General features: G+C 43.5%; 15 protein-coding genes and 1 pseudogene. 10 read left to right on the forward strand and 6 right to left on the reverse strand.

Features of this window, described 5'->3' with window-relative positions:
• Positions 1-70: 70 nt before the first annotated feature.
• Both PN499_RS29125 and PN499_RS29130 read left to right on the forward strand, forming a co-directional pair.
• A complete protein-coding gene (locus tag PN499_RS29125) occupies positions 71-340 on the forward strand; it encodes a type II toxin-antitoxin system HicB family antitoxin (RefSeq protein ID WP_272037103.1) in 270 nt (89 codons plus the stop codon).
• On the forward strand, positions 333-575 hold the full coding sequence (locus PN499_RS29130) for a type II toxin-antitoxin system HicA family toxin (RefSeq protein WP_272037105.1): 243 nt from the start codon (positions 333-335) through the stop codon (positions 573-575). Before PN499_RS29125 ends, PN499_RS29130 begins: the two co-directional genes overlap by 8 nt.
• 9 nt (positions 576-584) lie before the next feature.
• Here the strand turns inward: PN499_RS29130 and PN499_RS29135 are convergent, their stop codons facing one another.
• The 3 genes from PN499_RS29135 to petM form a co-directional block, all read right to left on the reverse strand.
• Complete coding sequence (locus PN499_RS29135; RefSeq protein WP_272037107.1) at positions 585-1,502, reverse strand: NAD(+) kinase; 918 nt, start codon at positions 1,500-1,502, stop codon at positions 585-587.
• Position 1,503: 1 nt separating this feature from the next.
• Positions 1,504-2,478, reverse strand: a complete 975-nt coding sequence (locus PN499_RS29140; protein WP_272037109.1) for an SDR family oxidoreductase — start codon at positions 2,476-2,478, stop codon at positions 1,504-1,506.
• Positions 2,479-2,751: 273 nt separating this feature from the next.
• Positions 2,752-2,856, reverse strand: coding sequence for a cytochrome b6-f complex subunit PetM (gene petM, locus PN499_RS29145; RefSeq protein ID WP_272037131.1), 105 nt, complete (start codon positions 2,854-2,856; stop codon positions 2,752-2,754).
• Between the two features lie 123 nt (positions 2,857-2,979).
• Here petM and pdxA point away from each other — a divergent pair, with 123 nt between their 5' ends.
• The 4 genes from pdxA (at position 2,980) to PN499_RS29165 (ending at position 5,253) form a co-directional block, all read left to right on the forward strand.
• The gene (gene pdxA / locus PN499_RS29150; RefSeq protein WP_272037111.1) at positions 2,980-4,047 is read left to right on the forward strand and encodes a 4-hydroxythreonine-4-phosphate dehydrogenase PdxA; all 1,068 of its coding nucleotides are present in this window, start codon (positions 2,980-2,982) and stop codon (positions 4,045-4,047) included.
• A 34-nt stretch (positions 4,048-4,081) separates the two neighbouring features.
• Positions 4,082-4,279, forward strand: coding sequence for a hypothetical protein (locus tag PN499_RS29155; protein WP_272037113.1), 198 nt, complete (start codon positions 4,082-4,084; stop codon positions 4,277-4,279).
• A gap of 116 nt (positions 4,280-4,395) precedes the next feature.
• The gene (locus PN499_RS29160) at positions 4,396-4,956 is read left to right on the forward strand and encodes a hypothetical protein (RefSeq protein ID WP_272037115.1); all 561 of its coding nucleotides are present in this window, start codon (positions 4,396-4,398) and stop codon (positions 4,954-4,956) included.
• A gap of 9 nt (positions 4,957-4,965) precedes the next feature.
• The gene (locus tag PN499_RS29165; RefSeq protein WP_272037117.1) at positions 4,966-5,253 is read left to right on the forward strand and encodes a S1 RNA-binding domain-containing protein; all 288 of its coding nucleotides are present in this window, start codon (positions 4,966-4,968) and stop codon (positions 5,251-5,253) included.
• 206 nt (positions 5,254-5,459) lie between these two features.
• Here the strand turns inward: PN499_RS29165 and PN499_RS29170 are convergent, their stop codons facing one another.
• On the reverse strand, positions 5,460-6,086 hold the full coding sequence (locus PN499_RS29170) for a hypothetical protein (protein ID WP_272037119.1): 627 nt from the start codon (positions 6,084-6,086) through the stop codon (positions 5,460-5,462).
• 260 nt (positions 6,087-6,346) lie between these two features.
• Here PN499_RS29170 and PN499_RS29175 point away from each other — a divergent pair, with 260 nt between their 5' ends.
• The 3 genes from PN499_RS29175 (at position 6,347) to PN499_RS29185 (ending at position 10,238) form a co-directional block, all read left to right on the forward strand.
• Entirely contained in the window at positions 6,347-8,491 is a 2,145-nt protein-coding gene (locus PN499_RS29175; protein ID WP_272037121.1) for a pentapeptide repeat-containing protein, read from the forward strand.
• A gap of 341 nt (positions 8,492-8,832) precedes the next feature.
• Positions 8,833-9,519, forward strand: coding sequence for a magnesium protoporphyrin IX methyltransferase (bchM, locus tag PN499_RS29180; RefSeq protein WP_272037123.1), 687 nt, complete (start codon positions 8,833-8,835; stop codon positions 9,517-9,519).
• A gap of 140 nt (positions 9,520-9,659) precedes the next feature.
• Positions 9,660-10,238, forward strand: a complete 579-nt coding sequence (locus PN499_RS29185) for a hypothetical protein (RefSeq protein WP_272037125.1) — start codon at positions 9,660-9,662, stop codon at positions 10,236-10,238.
• A gap of 61 nt (positions 10,239-10,299) precedes the next feature.
• Here PN499_RS29185 and PN499_RS29190 read toward each other — a convergent pair whose 3' ends face one another.
• Positions 10,300-10,449, reverse strand: coding sequence for a hypothetical protein (locus PN499_RS29190; RefSeq protein WP_272037127.1), 150 nt, complete (start codon positions 10,447-10,449; stop codon positions 10,300-10,302).
• Between the two features lie 260 nt (positions 10,450-10,709).
• Positions 10,710-11,807 (reverse strand): hypothetical protein, encoded by a 1,098-nt coding sequence (locus tag PN499_RS29195; RefSeq protein ID WP_272037129.1) that lies wholly within the window; start codon positions 11,805-11,807, stop codon positions 10,710-10,712.
• Positions 11,808-12,485: 678 nt separating this feature from the next.
• On the opposite strand from PN499_RS29195, the pseudogene PN499_RS29200 reads away from it, so the two are divergent.
• A pseudogene (locus tag PN499_RS29200) lies at positions 12,486-12,832 on the forward strand (phosphoglucomutase/phosphomannomutase family protein); the annotation flags it as partial.

Here is a 12,832-nt window from a genome sequence, read left to right on the forward strand (position 1 = left end):
CGATCGCGCCCACTCTACAGCGCTATAATTTAGAGAGCGACTGGTATTGTTTAGACTTAAAACTAAAAACATGATGGAATTTTACACGGTAGTTTTAAGAAAAAGTACAAATTACTGGGTGGCATTGTGTTTGGAGAATGGTTTGGTTGGTCAAGGGAATACACAAGAAAATGCGGTAGCTAAACTTAAGGAAGCTATTGAAAGTTTTGAGGAGGTTTTTGAAGCAGATAGAGATATTGAAAAAGGGTCTATTTCGCTGAAAGAGTTACATGAGTTTTTAACAATTGAAAGCTCAGAACCGATTTCAGAAGTTTTTGAGCTGAGGGCTGTTTATGCCTAAAAACATTCCCTCATTGAAACCTAGAGAATTAATTAGGATTTTAGAGCAAGGAGGATGTATTTTTTACCGAGAAGGTAAAGGAGATCATTGCTTGTATAGTCGGCAAATAGAAGATAGTCGGTTGGTAGTACCAATAGACATGGGAGCAGGAGAAATGTCTCCTGCTTATGTTTTACGAATTTTCCGACAGTTTGGCTTTAGTGATGAAGAAATTGAAAGTTTATTACAAAAATAAACTTTCAAATCAAGGCAACTCAACGGAAGTCGGTTTAGCAATATGCGGCAGTCCCCAACCCAATTTTTCCCGCAGAATGTGGAAGAACTCAGCAGGTTGTAGCCGAATAAACTTAGCAGTATAGGGCGATCGCGAAACTCGCACTCTATCATCCGGCAAAACATAACATCCCCCGTTCCCATCCGCAACCATCACCAATCGATTCGGGCTCGCAGAATAAATCGTCACCTCTTCAGTATCGGCAAACACCAAAGAGCGAGAAGCCAAAGAATGAGGGCAAATCGGCAATAACTGCAACACAGACACCCCTGGTGTAATCACAGGCCCCCCCGCAGACAGCGAATAAGCAGTCGATCCCGTCGGAGTCGCAATAATTACTCCATCCGCCGCAATATCCACAGGTGCGTGTCTGCCGATCGCCACCTCAAAATGGCACATACAAGTCAGGGGCTCGCGGTGCAAGACCATTTCATTCAAAGACAACGCCTCCCACAAGCAGATGTCATCCCGCATCAACTGCACTGCCAACATTGTCCGTTCTTCTATTTCATATTCCCCATTGATGACCTGTTCCATAGCTTGCGGCAACTGGTTGAGGTACGTCTCAGTGAGGAAACCCATGTGTCCCGTATTTACAGCCAGCATCGGGATGCCGCAGGGGGCAAGTTGGCGAGATGCAGACAAAACTGTACCATCTCCCCCTAATACCACTGCAAATTTCATCTCGCTGTCAAAGCCAGAAGGGACAAGCTGATCGATAGGAGTGTGGCACATCGGGCGATCTGGGCTAGAATAGCCCAAAATTCCCCCCGATCCAGAGACGGCACAGACATCCCATCCGTAGGAACTCAGCTTGTCTTGTAACTCGGCGGCGACGCGACAAGAGATCGGTTTAACGTCGTTGTAGATAATCCCAGCTTTCGGCACTTTAAAATGTAAACGGTATCTTTTGAGTCCGTTTCTTAGTTTTAGCCTGCTCGTATTCTAATTCCTTTAGTTTCTTCAAAATTCGACTAAAGTAGTCTTGCAGGTAAGATTCCAAGGTTGTTGTTTCGGCGGGGTCTAGCCCAAAAACGCTATAGACATCATCCATAGCAGCTTTTATGGGTTTGCCGGTTGCCAAAACTTCGGCAAAAGCCAAACGGTCTGATATGTTCCAAGTCCACTGAAACCACTTCGCTACTTGACTAGCAAGGCGCAATATGCTATTAGGCGTGCGCGTTACTTTGGCTTGTTTTCCAGACAAGCGTTCGCATAGACGGATGATTTCGTCAGCTTCCCAAGCGCGGGGCCCGACAACGGGGAAAGTTTTTTTCTCAGTTTCGGGTACAGAAAGGGCGCGGATGGCAAATTTAGCGATGTCTTGAGTATCCATGTAGGCGATCGCAGAACTCGCCCCCGGAACCCAGACTGCCTGACTATCTAAAATCGGCATCGCATATTGACCGATCAGCCCTTGCATAAAGCCGCAAGGTTTCAAAACAGTATAATTCAAGCCGGACTCTGCTAAAAACAGTTCCGTACACCGTTTGATTTCCAATAGCGGCACTTGGGGATATTTCTCAGCATCTAGAAATGAAAAGAAGATAAAGCGCTTGATGTCTGCTGCTACCGCCGCTTGAATCAGGGCTACCTTTCCTTCCCAGTCTACTTGTTTAACGCTCAAGGAGTCCGTAGCTTTAGCAGTAGCAGCATCGATAATGGCTGTAACGCCTTCTAACGCTGGGGGCAAGCTTCCTGGATCGCAGAGATTCCCCGGTACGAGTTCAGCGCCCCATTCTTTTAAAAAGGCGGCTTTTCTGTAATTCCGTACTAAACAGCGCACCTGATACCCTTCGTCTAGGGCACGACGAACCACCTGTCTGCCGAGGGTACCTGTGGCACCTACAATTAATAAAGTCATCAGGTATTTATGAGGAATCTTAAACTTTCTATCGATATTATCAGAATTTTTCTCATTTTTTAACAAAAGTTAATAAAAATCGTAAAAATTTTTAAGGTTGCGGCTGAGAGTGGGGCTGATTAGGACTCTGCATATAGCCAGACAGAGGTTTCAACCCCTGTCTCATAGCAAAAGTTGGTTGAAACTGACTGTAAATTAATATTTGAGTCGGTTTCAACCGAATTCAGCTATTAGCCAGGGAATTTAGTCCTTGGCGGGTTTTATTAAAAAAACTTATTCTTCGCCGCCTTGAAGCTTGAGTAACAGAAAGCCACCAGCCAAACCTACAAGAATCAGAGTAAAAGACAAAAATGCGGCATTGAAAATTTCAGGGTTCATGTTTTTTATATCTCCTATGCGATCGCGATCGAGTTTAGATTGCAATAATATCATTATTGTTCGTAACGCCGCCCTCTGAGCGGTATAGACAGGAACCCGCCAAAAGGGCGGCGTTACGAGGCTATGTCGCAGGAGAAAATCGCCGTGAATCCCGATCCAAAAGTCAAATTAGCTGTAACAGTGGGAGATCCGGCAGGTATTGGGCCAGAAGTAGTGCTCAAAGCTTTAGCTACAAAACCTCTCTCTAATTGTGATGTGACGGTGATTGGCGGTAAGGAGATTTTGCAAGAAACTTACACACAACTGCAACGCTGCAAGGTAACAACACCTTTGGCTAATCCAGAAAGCTTAGACATTTTAGATGTCGAACTGCATGGCGAGTGGGGTGAAATTGTCGTCGGCGAGGGTAATATAGCGAGTGGTGCGGCTAGTTTCGCTTATATGGAAACTGCGATCGCGCGTACACTTGCCGGCGAATTTCAAGGTATCGTCACAGGGCCAATTTCTAAAACTTGTTGGAAAGCTGCTGGCCATCATTATCCCGGCCAAACGGAACTGTTAGCAGAAAGATCGGGAGTTAAGCGATTTGGGATGTTATTTGTCGCCAAATCTCCCCATAGTGGTTGGTTACTTCGTACTTTACTTGCTACCACACATATTCCTCTGCGTCAAGTTGCCGATGCTTTAACGCCAGATTTACTTAGCCTTAAACTTGACTTATTAGTAGAGTGTTTGCGGCAAGATTTCGGATTAGAAAAACCTCGAATTGCGATTGCGGGTTTAAATCCTCACAGTGGCGAAAACGGACAATTGGGAAACGAGGAAAAATCTTGGTTAATTCCTTGGTTAGAGACGGAACGCGATCGCCTTTCTGATGTGCAGTTAGATGGCCCCATACCGCCAGATACAATGTGGGTAAAACCCGGTCAAGCTTGGTATGGCAAAGGAGGTAATGCTCACGATGCTTATTTAGCATTGTACCACGATCAAGGGTTAATTCCTGTAAAATTAATGGCTTTCGATCGGGCTGTAAATACTACAATTGGTTTGCCATTTATTCGGACATCTCCCGATCATGGTACTGCCTTTGATATTGCTGGTAAAGGTGTGGCGGATGCTAGTAGTACGATCGCAGCTTTGGAGTTGGCGGCGGAGTTGGTTAAGCAGCGTCGAAATGCGTCAAGGTATTAAATAATAGGTGAGGAGTGTTAAAATATAGAATCAGATGCCGCCCAAAAGAGATATTCAGCAACTTAATGCTATTGCTAATGAGTTTAAAATGGAAGAACCAGCTCGAAAAGCATTTGGAGAATTTTTAGAAGCCGAGAAAGCCGCAGGTTATAGAGGAAGTAAAAATGAACGCGGCGATTTTACCTACCAAGAATTACGACAAAAGGCTCGCGAGTTCTTCGGTATAGAATAAATTTGAAAGGCTTGTCAATTCAGATAATTAGTGTTATCATGTTAAACTCTAATTCAGTTCGCAAAAGTTAACTAAGATTTATTTGGGCTATCAGTAAACAGCAATTGTTGAGAATTATGACAGTAACGACAGGTCAGAAGCTAGTACAACCCATTAAAAAAGATGCTGATTTAGAGCAACTGAGGAGTATTGTGAGTGCCATTCAAGGGGAACTGTGCTGGAACGCGAGAATGAGCTATGGAGATGAATTAAATATTCATATTGGAGAGAGAATTCCTTACACATATAAGAAATTAGCGGGAAAGGAAAAAGGTTCTTGGATCTTAGGTACGCGAGGCACAGAATGGAACCTGGAATCGCCGACAAAAGAAACGATCGCCAGTTCTAAGGAAGCACCAGAAGTGTTTAAGGAGAAAGTTAAAGTTATTGAAGGTACAACTATCGCGGCCTTTGAAACTTACTACCCTGATTTGGTTCTTACTGTAGAATTCAGTAACGGCTGTAAATTAAAAATATTCCCAGACCTTGCAGATGATTTTGACCTATCCTACTGGGAACTATTCACTCCTTATAATACGCTGCTAACGCTAGAACCAGGTGCAATTTGGACTTATAGGAGGGCGGATGTGCCAATGAGTGCTAAGATAAATCAACTCTCAAATCAATTAGGGGGCTGATAAAATAAAATGATTAACGAGCAATCATGGGACGAAATACAAAAGTCTCTAAAAGTGGGAACTAAATTGGAAGGAGTAGTCGCCAAGCATTGGCCTTTTGGGATATTTGTTACCCTTCCAGGGATAAAGTTTATGGGTCTTGTTGAACTCCCAGATTTCAAAGATGAAGGTGATATGACCTCATCTGAATATCCAGCAGTTGGTTCATCAGTTGATGTAGTTTTGCTGGCATTCAAGGAAGCGGGGCAACAAATCTGGCTAGGTAGGAAGCCAAGCCAGTTGAATCAGTCAAAATAATTATTGATGATGTCTATTTGAACGTAATTAATATAATTTCGTATTGCTTTTATTACCTTCTGTCTTCTGCTATAACTTCTATAGTTTGTTACAGGAAAATGTGGAGAGTAGGAAACTGAGAGGATTTTCCCCAATTAGCAATTAGCAATTAGCAATTAGCAATTAGCAATTACCAATTACCAATTACCAATTACCAATTACCAAAATTAGTTCCGACTTTGAGTAATAGAGAGATTGTAAGGATGTTGACCTTGGGCGCGATCGCCTACAAAGATAGAGTAAGTCCCCTTATTCCCAAACCCCGAAAACTCCAAATTACCCGCACCAGCACTTTCTGGCAAGATGCAAAAACGACCAGCCGGCCCTTGAATTAATATCGTAGGAGCACCAGCAGTTTGTACGCTAATTCGCCAATAAGGTAAATCCTCCCCTACTTGGATGATGAGATTCGGTGTGGGGGCAATATTGCCGCAGTCGCCACTGTTGTTGGGGCCACCAGATGTACCTGAAACAGTTAGGGGTTCCTTAAATCCGGGACTAATCTGTAGAGCTTGAGAGCGGACAACGCCAGCCGTTGCTAAAATCATTGCTAAAGCTAAGGGAAGTATCCCGCGATCGCGCATTTTCATTTTAATTATTCTTCCTCTGATTGCGAACACAATGGCGGCATACCCAAGTTTCTCGACGGTAGGGGAGCTCCGGGGTTCCTGTGTCAATCGTTCCACTGCTCCATCACTGCCCCATTTTCTCCTATCCCATGACCCCACATCACTCTTCTTCCTTTTTTCTTCTTCTACCAGCAACCTCACTGTTCCGGGATTCTTGCTGTACATAGCGTACAAGTTTAGGCAACCCCCATACCTCAAAAAATAGCGATCGGTGATATAAATGGGTACTGGGAAATGGAGATATAGGTTAAGCTCATCCCACCCCACCTGAAAGTGAGATGAACAGGACTTAGGCATTTCGACTAAAAAAACCCAGTTTTTTACCGAATCTCCGATGCTCTAATTTCTTACTTAGCAGTTAACCGTTAACAGTTAACAGTTAACACACATCGCCTAAAATCTAAAATCTAAAATCTAAAATCAATATGGCTAGCCCAACGGTAAGGAGCGACATTAATCAATCAAATCCATCGTGGCAAGTACGTCGAGAATTGCCGCTAATGGTTCGGAGGTGTGGCGCTTGGGCAGTTGAAGTATCATTAATTGTTGCTAGTTCCTTAGTTCCATTTACGATCGGAACATTGGCTAATAATGCAATCAAGAGTGTACCTCTCAACCCCGCAGTCGCCGCCACATCTGAAGCGATCGCACAAACTTTAGCAATTCCGATTCGCGATCGCAACCCGCGAGTCACCCCCCTAACTAATTTATTCTGGTCTGGCGCACTGATCGCCCCCATAGCTGTAGCTGGATGGCAACTATATTTACTTGCTAAAAAAGGTCAAACTTCCCCCAAGCGCTGGTTTGGTGTCAAAGTCGTTTCGGAGTCTGGTGCACCACCAGGGATACTACGCGCCTTGGCCCGCGAAAGTTTGGGACGTTGGGGAATACCAGTCGGCATTGCTTACACATTATGGCGCATTAGTGGTGCTTTTCCCGATTTAGTCATTTTAGTAGGAATGAGCGGCTTAATGCTGCTAGGAGACGGCTTAGCGACTAAGTTTGACCCAAAGCGGCGCACAGGACATGACCGTTTAGCGGGTACTTTTGTCACTGATGCCGGAGCATTATCAAGTAATACGACAAATCCCTTTATGGGGCAAGATTGGAGTGATGAAGACGCTGCGATCGCGGCCCTGGTCTTAACGCCAGAAGCTTCAGTAGATGGGAGTCGCGGCCTTTGGGCCTGGATGCGCCAACACCCCGGACTAACTCTACTAATAGTTACTATTCTGGGTATGACATCAGTTTTGGGAACCTTTATCGGCACCCAAATTTACATTCAAAGTCAGGCGAATTTGCGGGATTTCAAACAGCGCGACGACAAGGTATTTCTAGCTTTAGTTAACAAGTTATCCCCAATGTCGCCCAATGGCATAGCCGAACGACGGGCAGCAATTTTAGCTTTAGGTGTAGTCGAAGATGCTCGGGCGATACCATTATTAGCAGATCTGCTTGGTCAAGAAGAAAATCCTACTCTCGTAGACTCGATTCAGCAAGCTTTAGTGAGTGCAGGGCCGAAAACCTTACCTTATTTGCAGCGGTTAAATCAAGCCCTCAGCAATGATTTAGATTCTATGCGCTACGGCGGAAATGCCAAGGAACGAGAGTTAGCCGCTATTCGCCGCAGAGCTACTCAGAGAGCGATCGCAAAAATTCTGACAGTGAATCGAGGTCAACTAAATGATGCTGACCTCAGCCGCACGGATTTAAGTCAAACTGCCTCTGGTCCAGCTCAATTCACTTTAGTATTAGACAAAGGCGACCTATCAGGAATTAACTTAAGAAGCGCCAATCTTACTAATGCTATCTTACCAGGTATCCGGTTTTACGGAGCGGGAGCAGACGCTCGTTTTGGTACTTTTGATGACTGGAGAGCAGATTTGAGTGGCGCTAATTTTGAAGGTGCAAATCTTACTGGTGCATTCTTGAATAATATAACGATGAACCGCACTAATTTTCTGCGTTCTACTCTGAATAAAGCTAATTTATCTTATAGTATTTTGAGCGGAGCTAACTTCAGCAGTGCCAAGTTAATTGGAGTAGATTTGCGACAAGCTTCATTACAAGATGCCACTTTTACAGGTGCGGATTTAGGAAGTGCGAATTTGTCGCGCACGAATTTGGAAGGTGCGCGTTTAGGACAAGTTAAAGCTCAAGGCGCTCTATTTCCAGAGACAAACTTGAGAAAATCGGATTGGCAAGGCGCAGATTTATCTGGAGCTGATTTAAGCAATGCTAATCTCCAAAATGCAGATATGACTTCAGTTAAACTTGCTAGTGCGAATTTAAGCAATACTCAACTGCAAGATGCTAATTTTCGGAATGCAGATGTAAGTTTAGTCAATTTCCGAGGCGCTAATGTTACAGGTGCTAACTTTAAAGGGGCAATGTTTGTGACAGGAAAGCAAAATCGACCCGATCAATTTATTCAAAGTCCACCTGTTAATTCTAAATCAGGGCGTTTACAAGGAGTTGATTTTACAGAGGCTAAAAATTTAGAGGCCAGTCAAGTAGCTTATATCTGCTTGCAGGGAGGGATTCATCCCCGTTGTCCGCAGAAAAATTAATAGTTTTATTCTCCCACTACCTCAGCGGTTGAAACCCCTGCCAAACAAACAAAGTCTGCCTAAGCCAACTATTGCTGGGCGTGATGTTTGTAGTTTTCAACCCGCAAAGGCGGGTTTTGTTTGTCTAGGCGCGGTTTCCAACCGCTGGCATACAAGAAACTTTTAAGGCCTATTTCCGCTTATTAGTTTGGTTAGTTCGGGTTGTCACCCCGTCAGCAGGAGGTAGAAGGCAGGAGGAAAATGCAATACTAGAAATGGTTTGGGGGATGGAGAATGCTCTAACCGTTGTGGCGGTTGCTATATAATAAACCTTTGGAATTCATCAGCAGGCAAATTAATCTATGAACGCAGCCGACGACAAAACTATTGTCAGGGAATATTTTAACTCTACTGGCTTCGATCGCTGGCAGCGAATTTACGGCGACGGTCAAGTTAATAAAGTTCAACTTGATATCCGCACGGGACACCAGCGGACAGTTGATACAGTGCTAGAATGGCTAGTCGCTGATGGCAATTTGCCAGGGCTCTCGGTTTGCGATGCTGGCTGCGGTGTCGGTAGCCTCAGTATTCCCTTAGCTGAAGCCGGGGCGATCGTTTATGCTAGTGATATCTCGGAAAAGATGGTAGGAGAAGCCTACGAGAGAGCTAATGCTGTTCCGAGTAGAGCTAATAATATCACGTTTACGGCTCAAGATTTGGAGGCTTTGAGTGGCAAATACCACACAGTTATCTGTCTAGATGTGCTGATTCACTATCCTCAAGATAAAGCCGCTGCTATGATTAGCCACTTAAGTTCTATTGCCGAGTCTCGGCTAATTATCAGTTTTGCCCCGAAAACTTTAGCTCTCACTGTACTCAAGAAAATTGGGGATTTTTTTCCAGGGCCAAGTAAAGCTACTCGTGCTTATCAGCATCGGGAAGCTGATATTATCAAAATCCTACAAAGCAATGGCTTTACAATTCGGCGGCAGGGGATGACTAGCACTAGCTTTTATTATTCTCGTATACTGGAAGCTGTGCGGCCATAAGGAATGATAATTAAATAATTTACTCAAAGGTATGTAGTTGCGCTGTCTTCGATAAAACGCAACTACATATACAATGCAGTAGGAGGATGGTTAGCATCAGGTCATTTAAAACAATATGTAAAAAACGAATCACTTGGAAAATGAAACTTCAACTATTAATTTTGGCAACTGGAGTAATTTTTTTAGGAGTTATCCCCCACCTGCTTTTAACCACAGCATTCTCTGCTAGTTTAGCAGAAAGCACCGCGATAACGCAGGCCAGATTTCAAAGACATCAGGTCTATAATGAATTCTCCTTTGAGTCTCCGTCTAATTGGATTGTTACAACTCCAAGTCGCGACGATATGACGCGAGGAGCAGCAGTAATGATCGCGAATTTTAGCCTCTCCAGCTCTGGACATGGGTCACTTCTACCAGCTCAGCTCAAAACTGATATTTATCTCCTTTCAAGCTCTTTTGAAACCAATGTCAATCAAGCTGTAAGCTTAAATAATAGCGGCATAGGAACAATTGTCAAAAAAGAAAGCTTGAAAATTAATGGCAGAGAAGCCTTAAGGCTCTGGGGAACTGACGCTATGGAAGGATTGCCTGTGCTCACTACTTTTATCCGTCATACTAACAATCGAACAATCCGCATCGATAGCTATTATAGTGCTAACAATGTTGAAGGTATTCACCTCCTTGAAACTTTTCATAATTCTCTTAAATTTCCTCAATAATCTCACTAGCATAGGTAGTTTAGGAAAGCACGCCAAAAGAATTTAGATATATAGCTAGGGACTAGTGGCTAGGGAAGAAGGGAATAAGAATCAAGGGTTTCAGTAATTTATAGGAGTCGCCAAAACCATTAGGACATACATCCGTAACGCCGCCTTCCAGGCGGTATTCTAACCGCCCAGAGGGCGGCGTTACGTAGGTCTTAATTGCCAAGAAAGTTGCTATAAAGGCAAGATCGAACCAATTTTTAGACTAGGTAGTTCTAACCTCGCTTGGAATTTTAAATAAAACAATCAGTAAAATAGCTTTAATTGCAACTGCCAAAGTAATTAGGCAGATAAAATATTTCTGAATTTGTAGGGGAGATTTAGGCAATAAATTTTATCCTAAACCAGCCCTTACATAGTCTCGATGCACATTACACAACACCCAAAACACTCCCTCGTCATCACACCGAATTTCGTAGCTTCCATTTAATTTTGAAACACCTCATCCGAAAACATTTCAGTTAGCGTCCGCAGATATGGTAAAAATACCATGACATCTTCAGGAGGTAAGCGGTCATGAATTTCCCATAACAAAACTAACAGCATATCCTGCACTAATTTCCAACTTACGTGCAGTCTGGGATATAACATTACGCACAGGGGAAATAGTTCTTGCTGTGCCGGGCGAATGCTATCTTCCAAGGCGCATAAGCATAAGTAGCTTTGAAAAATTTCTACATCCCGGATGCTAGAAAGTTTTACCATTGTATCGCTCAGATGGCCGCTACTGCTGCGATAGCCTTGATGCTGAGAACTGACGCGATCCTGTACAACACTAGCAATCTGAGTCGTGTTTTGCAACAAATGCTGCACTGCTACCAAAGCTTTTGAGTTGCGATCGTGATTCCCTGCGGCAGCTTGGATTTCTCCGAATGGTATGTGCAGGTAATCATCGATAATTTTTAAGTAAGGTACTAACTGCAATTGCTCTGTCTGGGAAAGACTTTCTAATAAGAATTGCCCTAGATAATGAAACTCCATCGTGACAAATCCCAGGACTAGCGGATCTGCTTGGGAGTATTTACTTCGCAGTTCAATTATATCTCTGCCCACTACTACCGATAGGCGAGCAGGAGATTCTTCTTCTGCATAGGCATCAATTGCTTTGGCGTATAATTTCCGAGCATCCGCAGTAATTTGGGAGGGATTAATTAAGTCGGGACTGATGGCGTGACGTTCTATATCTTGACCTAGAAGAGTTTGCACTTTACCCCAAGCTATGTTGCTGGCTACTTTCAGGGTATCAGTCAGCTTGTCAACTGTTCTAGCCCGATTTCCCTCAAATTCGTGTAATTGGTGAGTTTGAGGAGCTTTGAGCTGCGATCGCTTTTCGTGAGAGGCAACTGTAGTGTAATATTTCTTGGCCCAGTTAACTGCTATGGAAGAAACGTTCGACTCAGAGGATTGGCCGTTGGCAGTTATTTCGGGACGGTTGATGAGTTGAGGATGCGGCACTAAAGTTGTGATTAGCTCCCTATCTACATCTTTAGGTATGGATAATTTAGATTGTGAGATGTTAGTCATTAAAACCCTCGATTTTTTGTGTAAAGGAAATCCTCGACCGACTAGCTCACCCTTTAAGTTTCTTAACTTCTATTGTTTCACATTTCTTTAGGAAGTTTCACCCGCCATATTGCTACAAGTCATCCGCCATTTGGCTTAAGTGTGAATGTGTTTTAAAATACAAAAACTCCCTAGCTCTGCACCCTTCGGCATCTATTTACAAGCCTGAAACCCGGTTGAAGAAACGTTTCTCACTTACTTTAAGTGATAATTTTTATATCTAGCAATATCTTAAGCAAGATATTAGGATCGTATAGTTTTGGGGGATGGGTGCGTTATCGACTGAATATTGAAAGCCAAATTAGCAGGATTTGCTGATATTTCTAATAGGCAATTAATGTTTATGGCTCCGCTTACTTTATAAAAGTTAACACAACTGCGGCTCAATTGTAAATAAAAAATAAAATTTATAATTTTATAAAAATTCTGTAATAAATACCTCTTAAGATAGATATAAGGATACGTTGTATCTGAATTACTAATAATTAATCGTGAGAGCAGATCCTTCAGGCTGGTATCCTCAAGGTCTAACCCCACAGCGATAATTTCCTCTGAGTGAGAGTAAAGAGTCAGCCAGCTACTCCCTAATTGCTAAGCTTCTTGTACCATTAACAAAGCGAGCGAGAGGGAGTGGTAAAGATGAGTGCTAGTAGCAAGACTAAAAGCAATATTAGATTCGGGACTGACGGGTGGCGGGGGATTATTGCCGATGACTTTACCTTCGCCAACGTGCGGAGAGTGACGCGGGCGATCGCCAGCTATCTAGAAACTGCTTATACTAAAGAGCGCCCAGTTTTAATCGGCTACGATACCCGCTTTCTCGCTGACCAGTTTGCTCGCACTGCCGCTGAAGTCCTAGCAGAGTTAGGATGGAATGTCAAGGTGGCGGAGCGAGATTGTCCTACGCCAGTCATTGCTTACAGCGCCAAATATTTAAACTCTGCTGGGGCCTTAATGTTCACGGCAAGTCATAACCCTCCACCCTA

This window comes from Kamptonema animale CS-326 (genome assembly GCF_028330895.1).
GTDB classification, from domain to species: Bacteria; Cyanobacteriota; Cyanobacteriia; order Cyanobacteriales; family Microcoleaceae; genus Kamptonema; species Kamptonema formosum.

What these genes read in the sequence shown, in the direction of transcription:
- PN499_RS29125 (WP_272037103.1), top strand. Translation starts at nt 71, where the DNA reads ATGATGGAATTTTACACGGTAGTTTTAAGAAAAAGTACAAATTACTGG.
- PN499_RS29130 (WP_272037105.1), top strand. Translation starts at nt 333, where the DNA reads ATGCCTAAAAACATTCCCTCATTGAAACCTAGAGAATTAATTAGGATT.
- PN499_RS29140 (WP_272037109.1), bottom strand. Translation starts at nt 2,478, where the DNA reads ATGACTTTATTAATTGTAGGTGCCACAGGTACCCTCGGCAGACAGGTG.
- petM (WP_272037131.1), bottom strand. Translation starts at nt 2,856, where the DNA reads ATGAACCCTGAAATTTTCAATGCCGCATTTTTGTCTTTTACTCTGATT.
- pdxA (WP_272037111.1), top strand. Translation starts at nt 2,980, where the DNA reads ATGTCGCAGGAGAAAATCGCCGTGAATCCCGATCCAAAAGTCAAATTA.
- PN499_RS29155 (WP_272037113.1), top strand. Translation starts at nt 4,082, where the DNA reads ATGCCGCCCAAAAGAGATATTCAGCAACTTAATGCTATTGCTAATGAG.
- PN499_RS29160 (WP_272037115.1), top strand. Translation starts at nt 4,396, where the DNA reads ATGACAGTAACGACAGGTCAGAAGCTAGTACAACCCATTAAAAAAGAT.
- PN499_RS29165 (WP_272037117.1), top strand. Translation starts at nt 4,966, where the DNA reads ATGATTAACGAGCAATCATGGGACGAAATACAAAAGTCTCTAAAAGTG.
- PN499_RS29170 (WP_272037119.1), bottom strand. Translation starts at nt 6,086, where the DNA reads ATGTACAGCAAGAATCCCGGAACAGTGAGGTTGCTGGTAGAAGAAGAA.
- PN499_RS29175 (WP_272037121.1), top strand. Translation starts at nt 6,347, where the DNA reads ATGGCTAGCCCAACGGTAAGGAGCGACATTAATCAATCAAATCCATCG.
- bchM (WP_272037123.1), top strand. Translation starts at nt 8,833, where the DNA reads ATGAACGCAGCCGACGACAAAACTATTGTCAGGGAATATTTTAACTCT.
- PN499_RS29185 (WP_272037125.1), top strand. Translation starts at nt 9,660, where the DNA reads ATGAAACTTCAACTATTAATTTTGGCAACTGGAGTAATTTTTTTAGGA.
- PN499_RS29195 (WP_272037129.1), bottom strand. Translation starts at nt 11,807, where the DNA reads ATGACTAACATCTCACAATCTAAATTATCCATACCTAAAGATGTAGAT.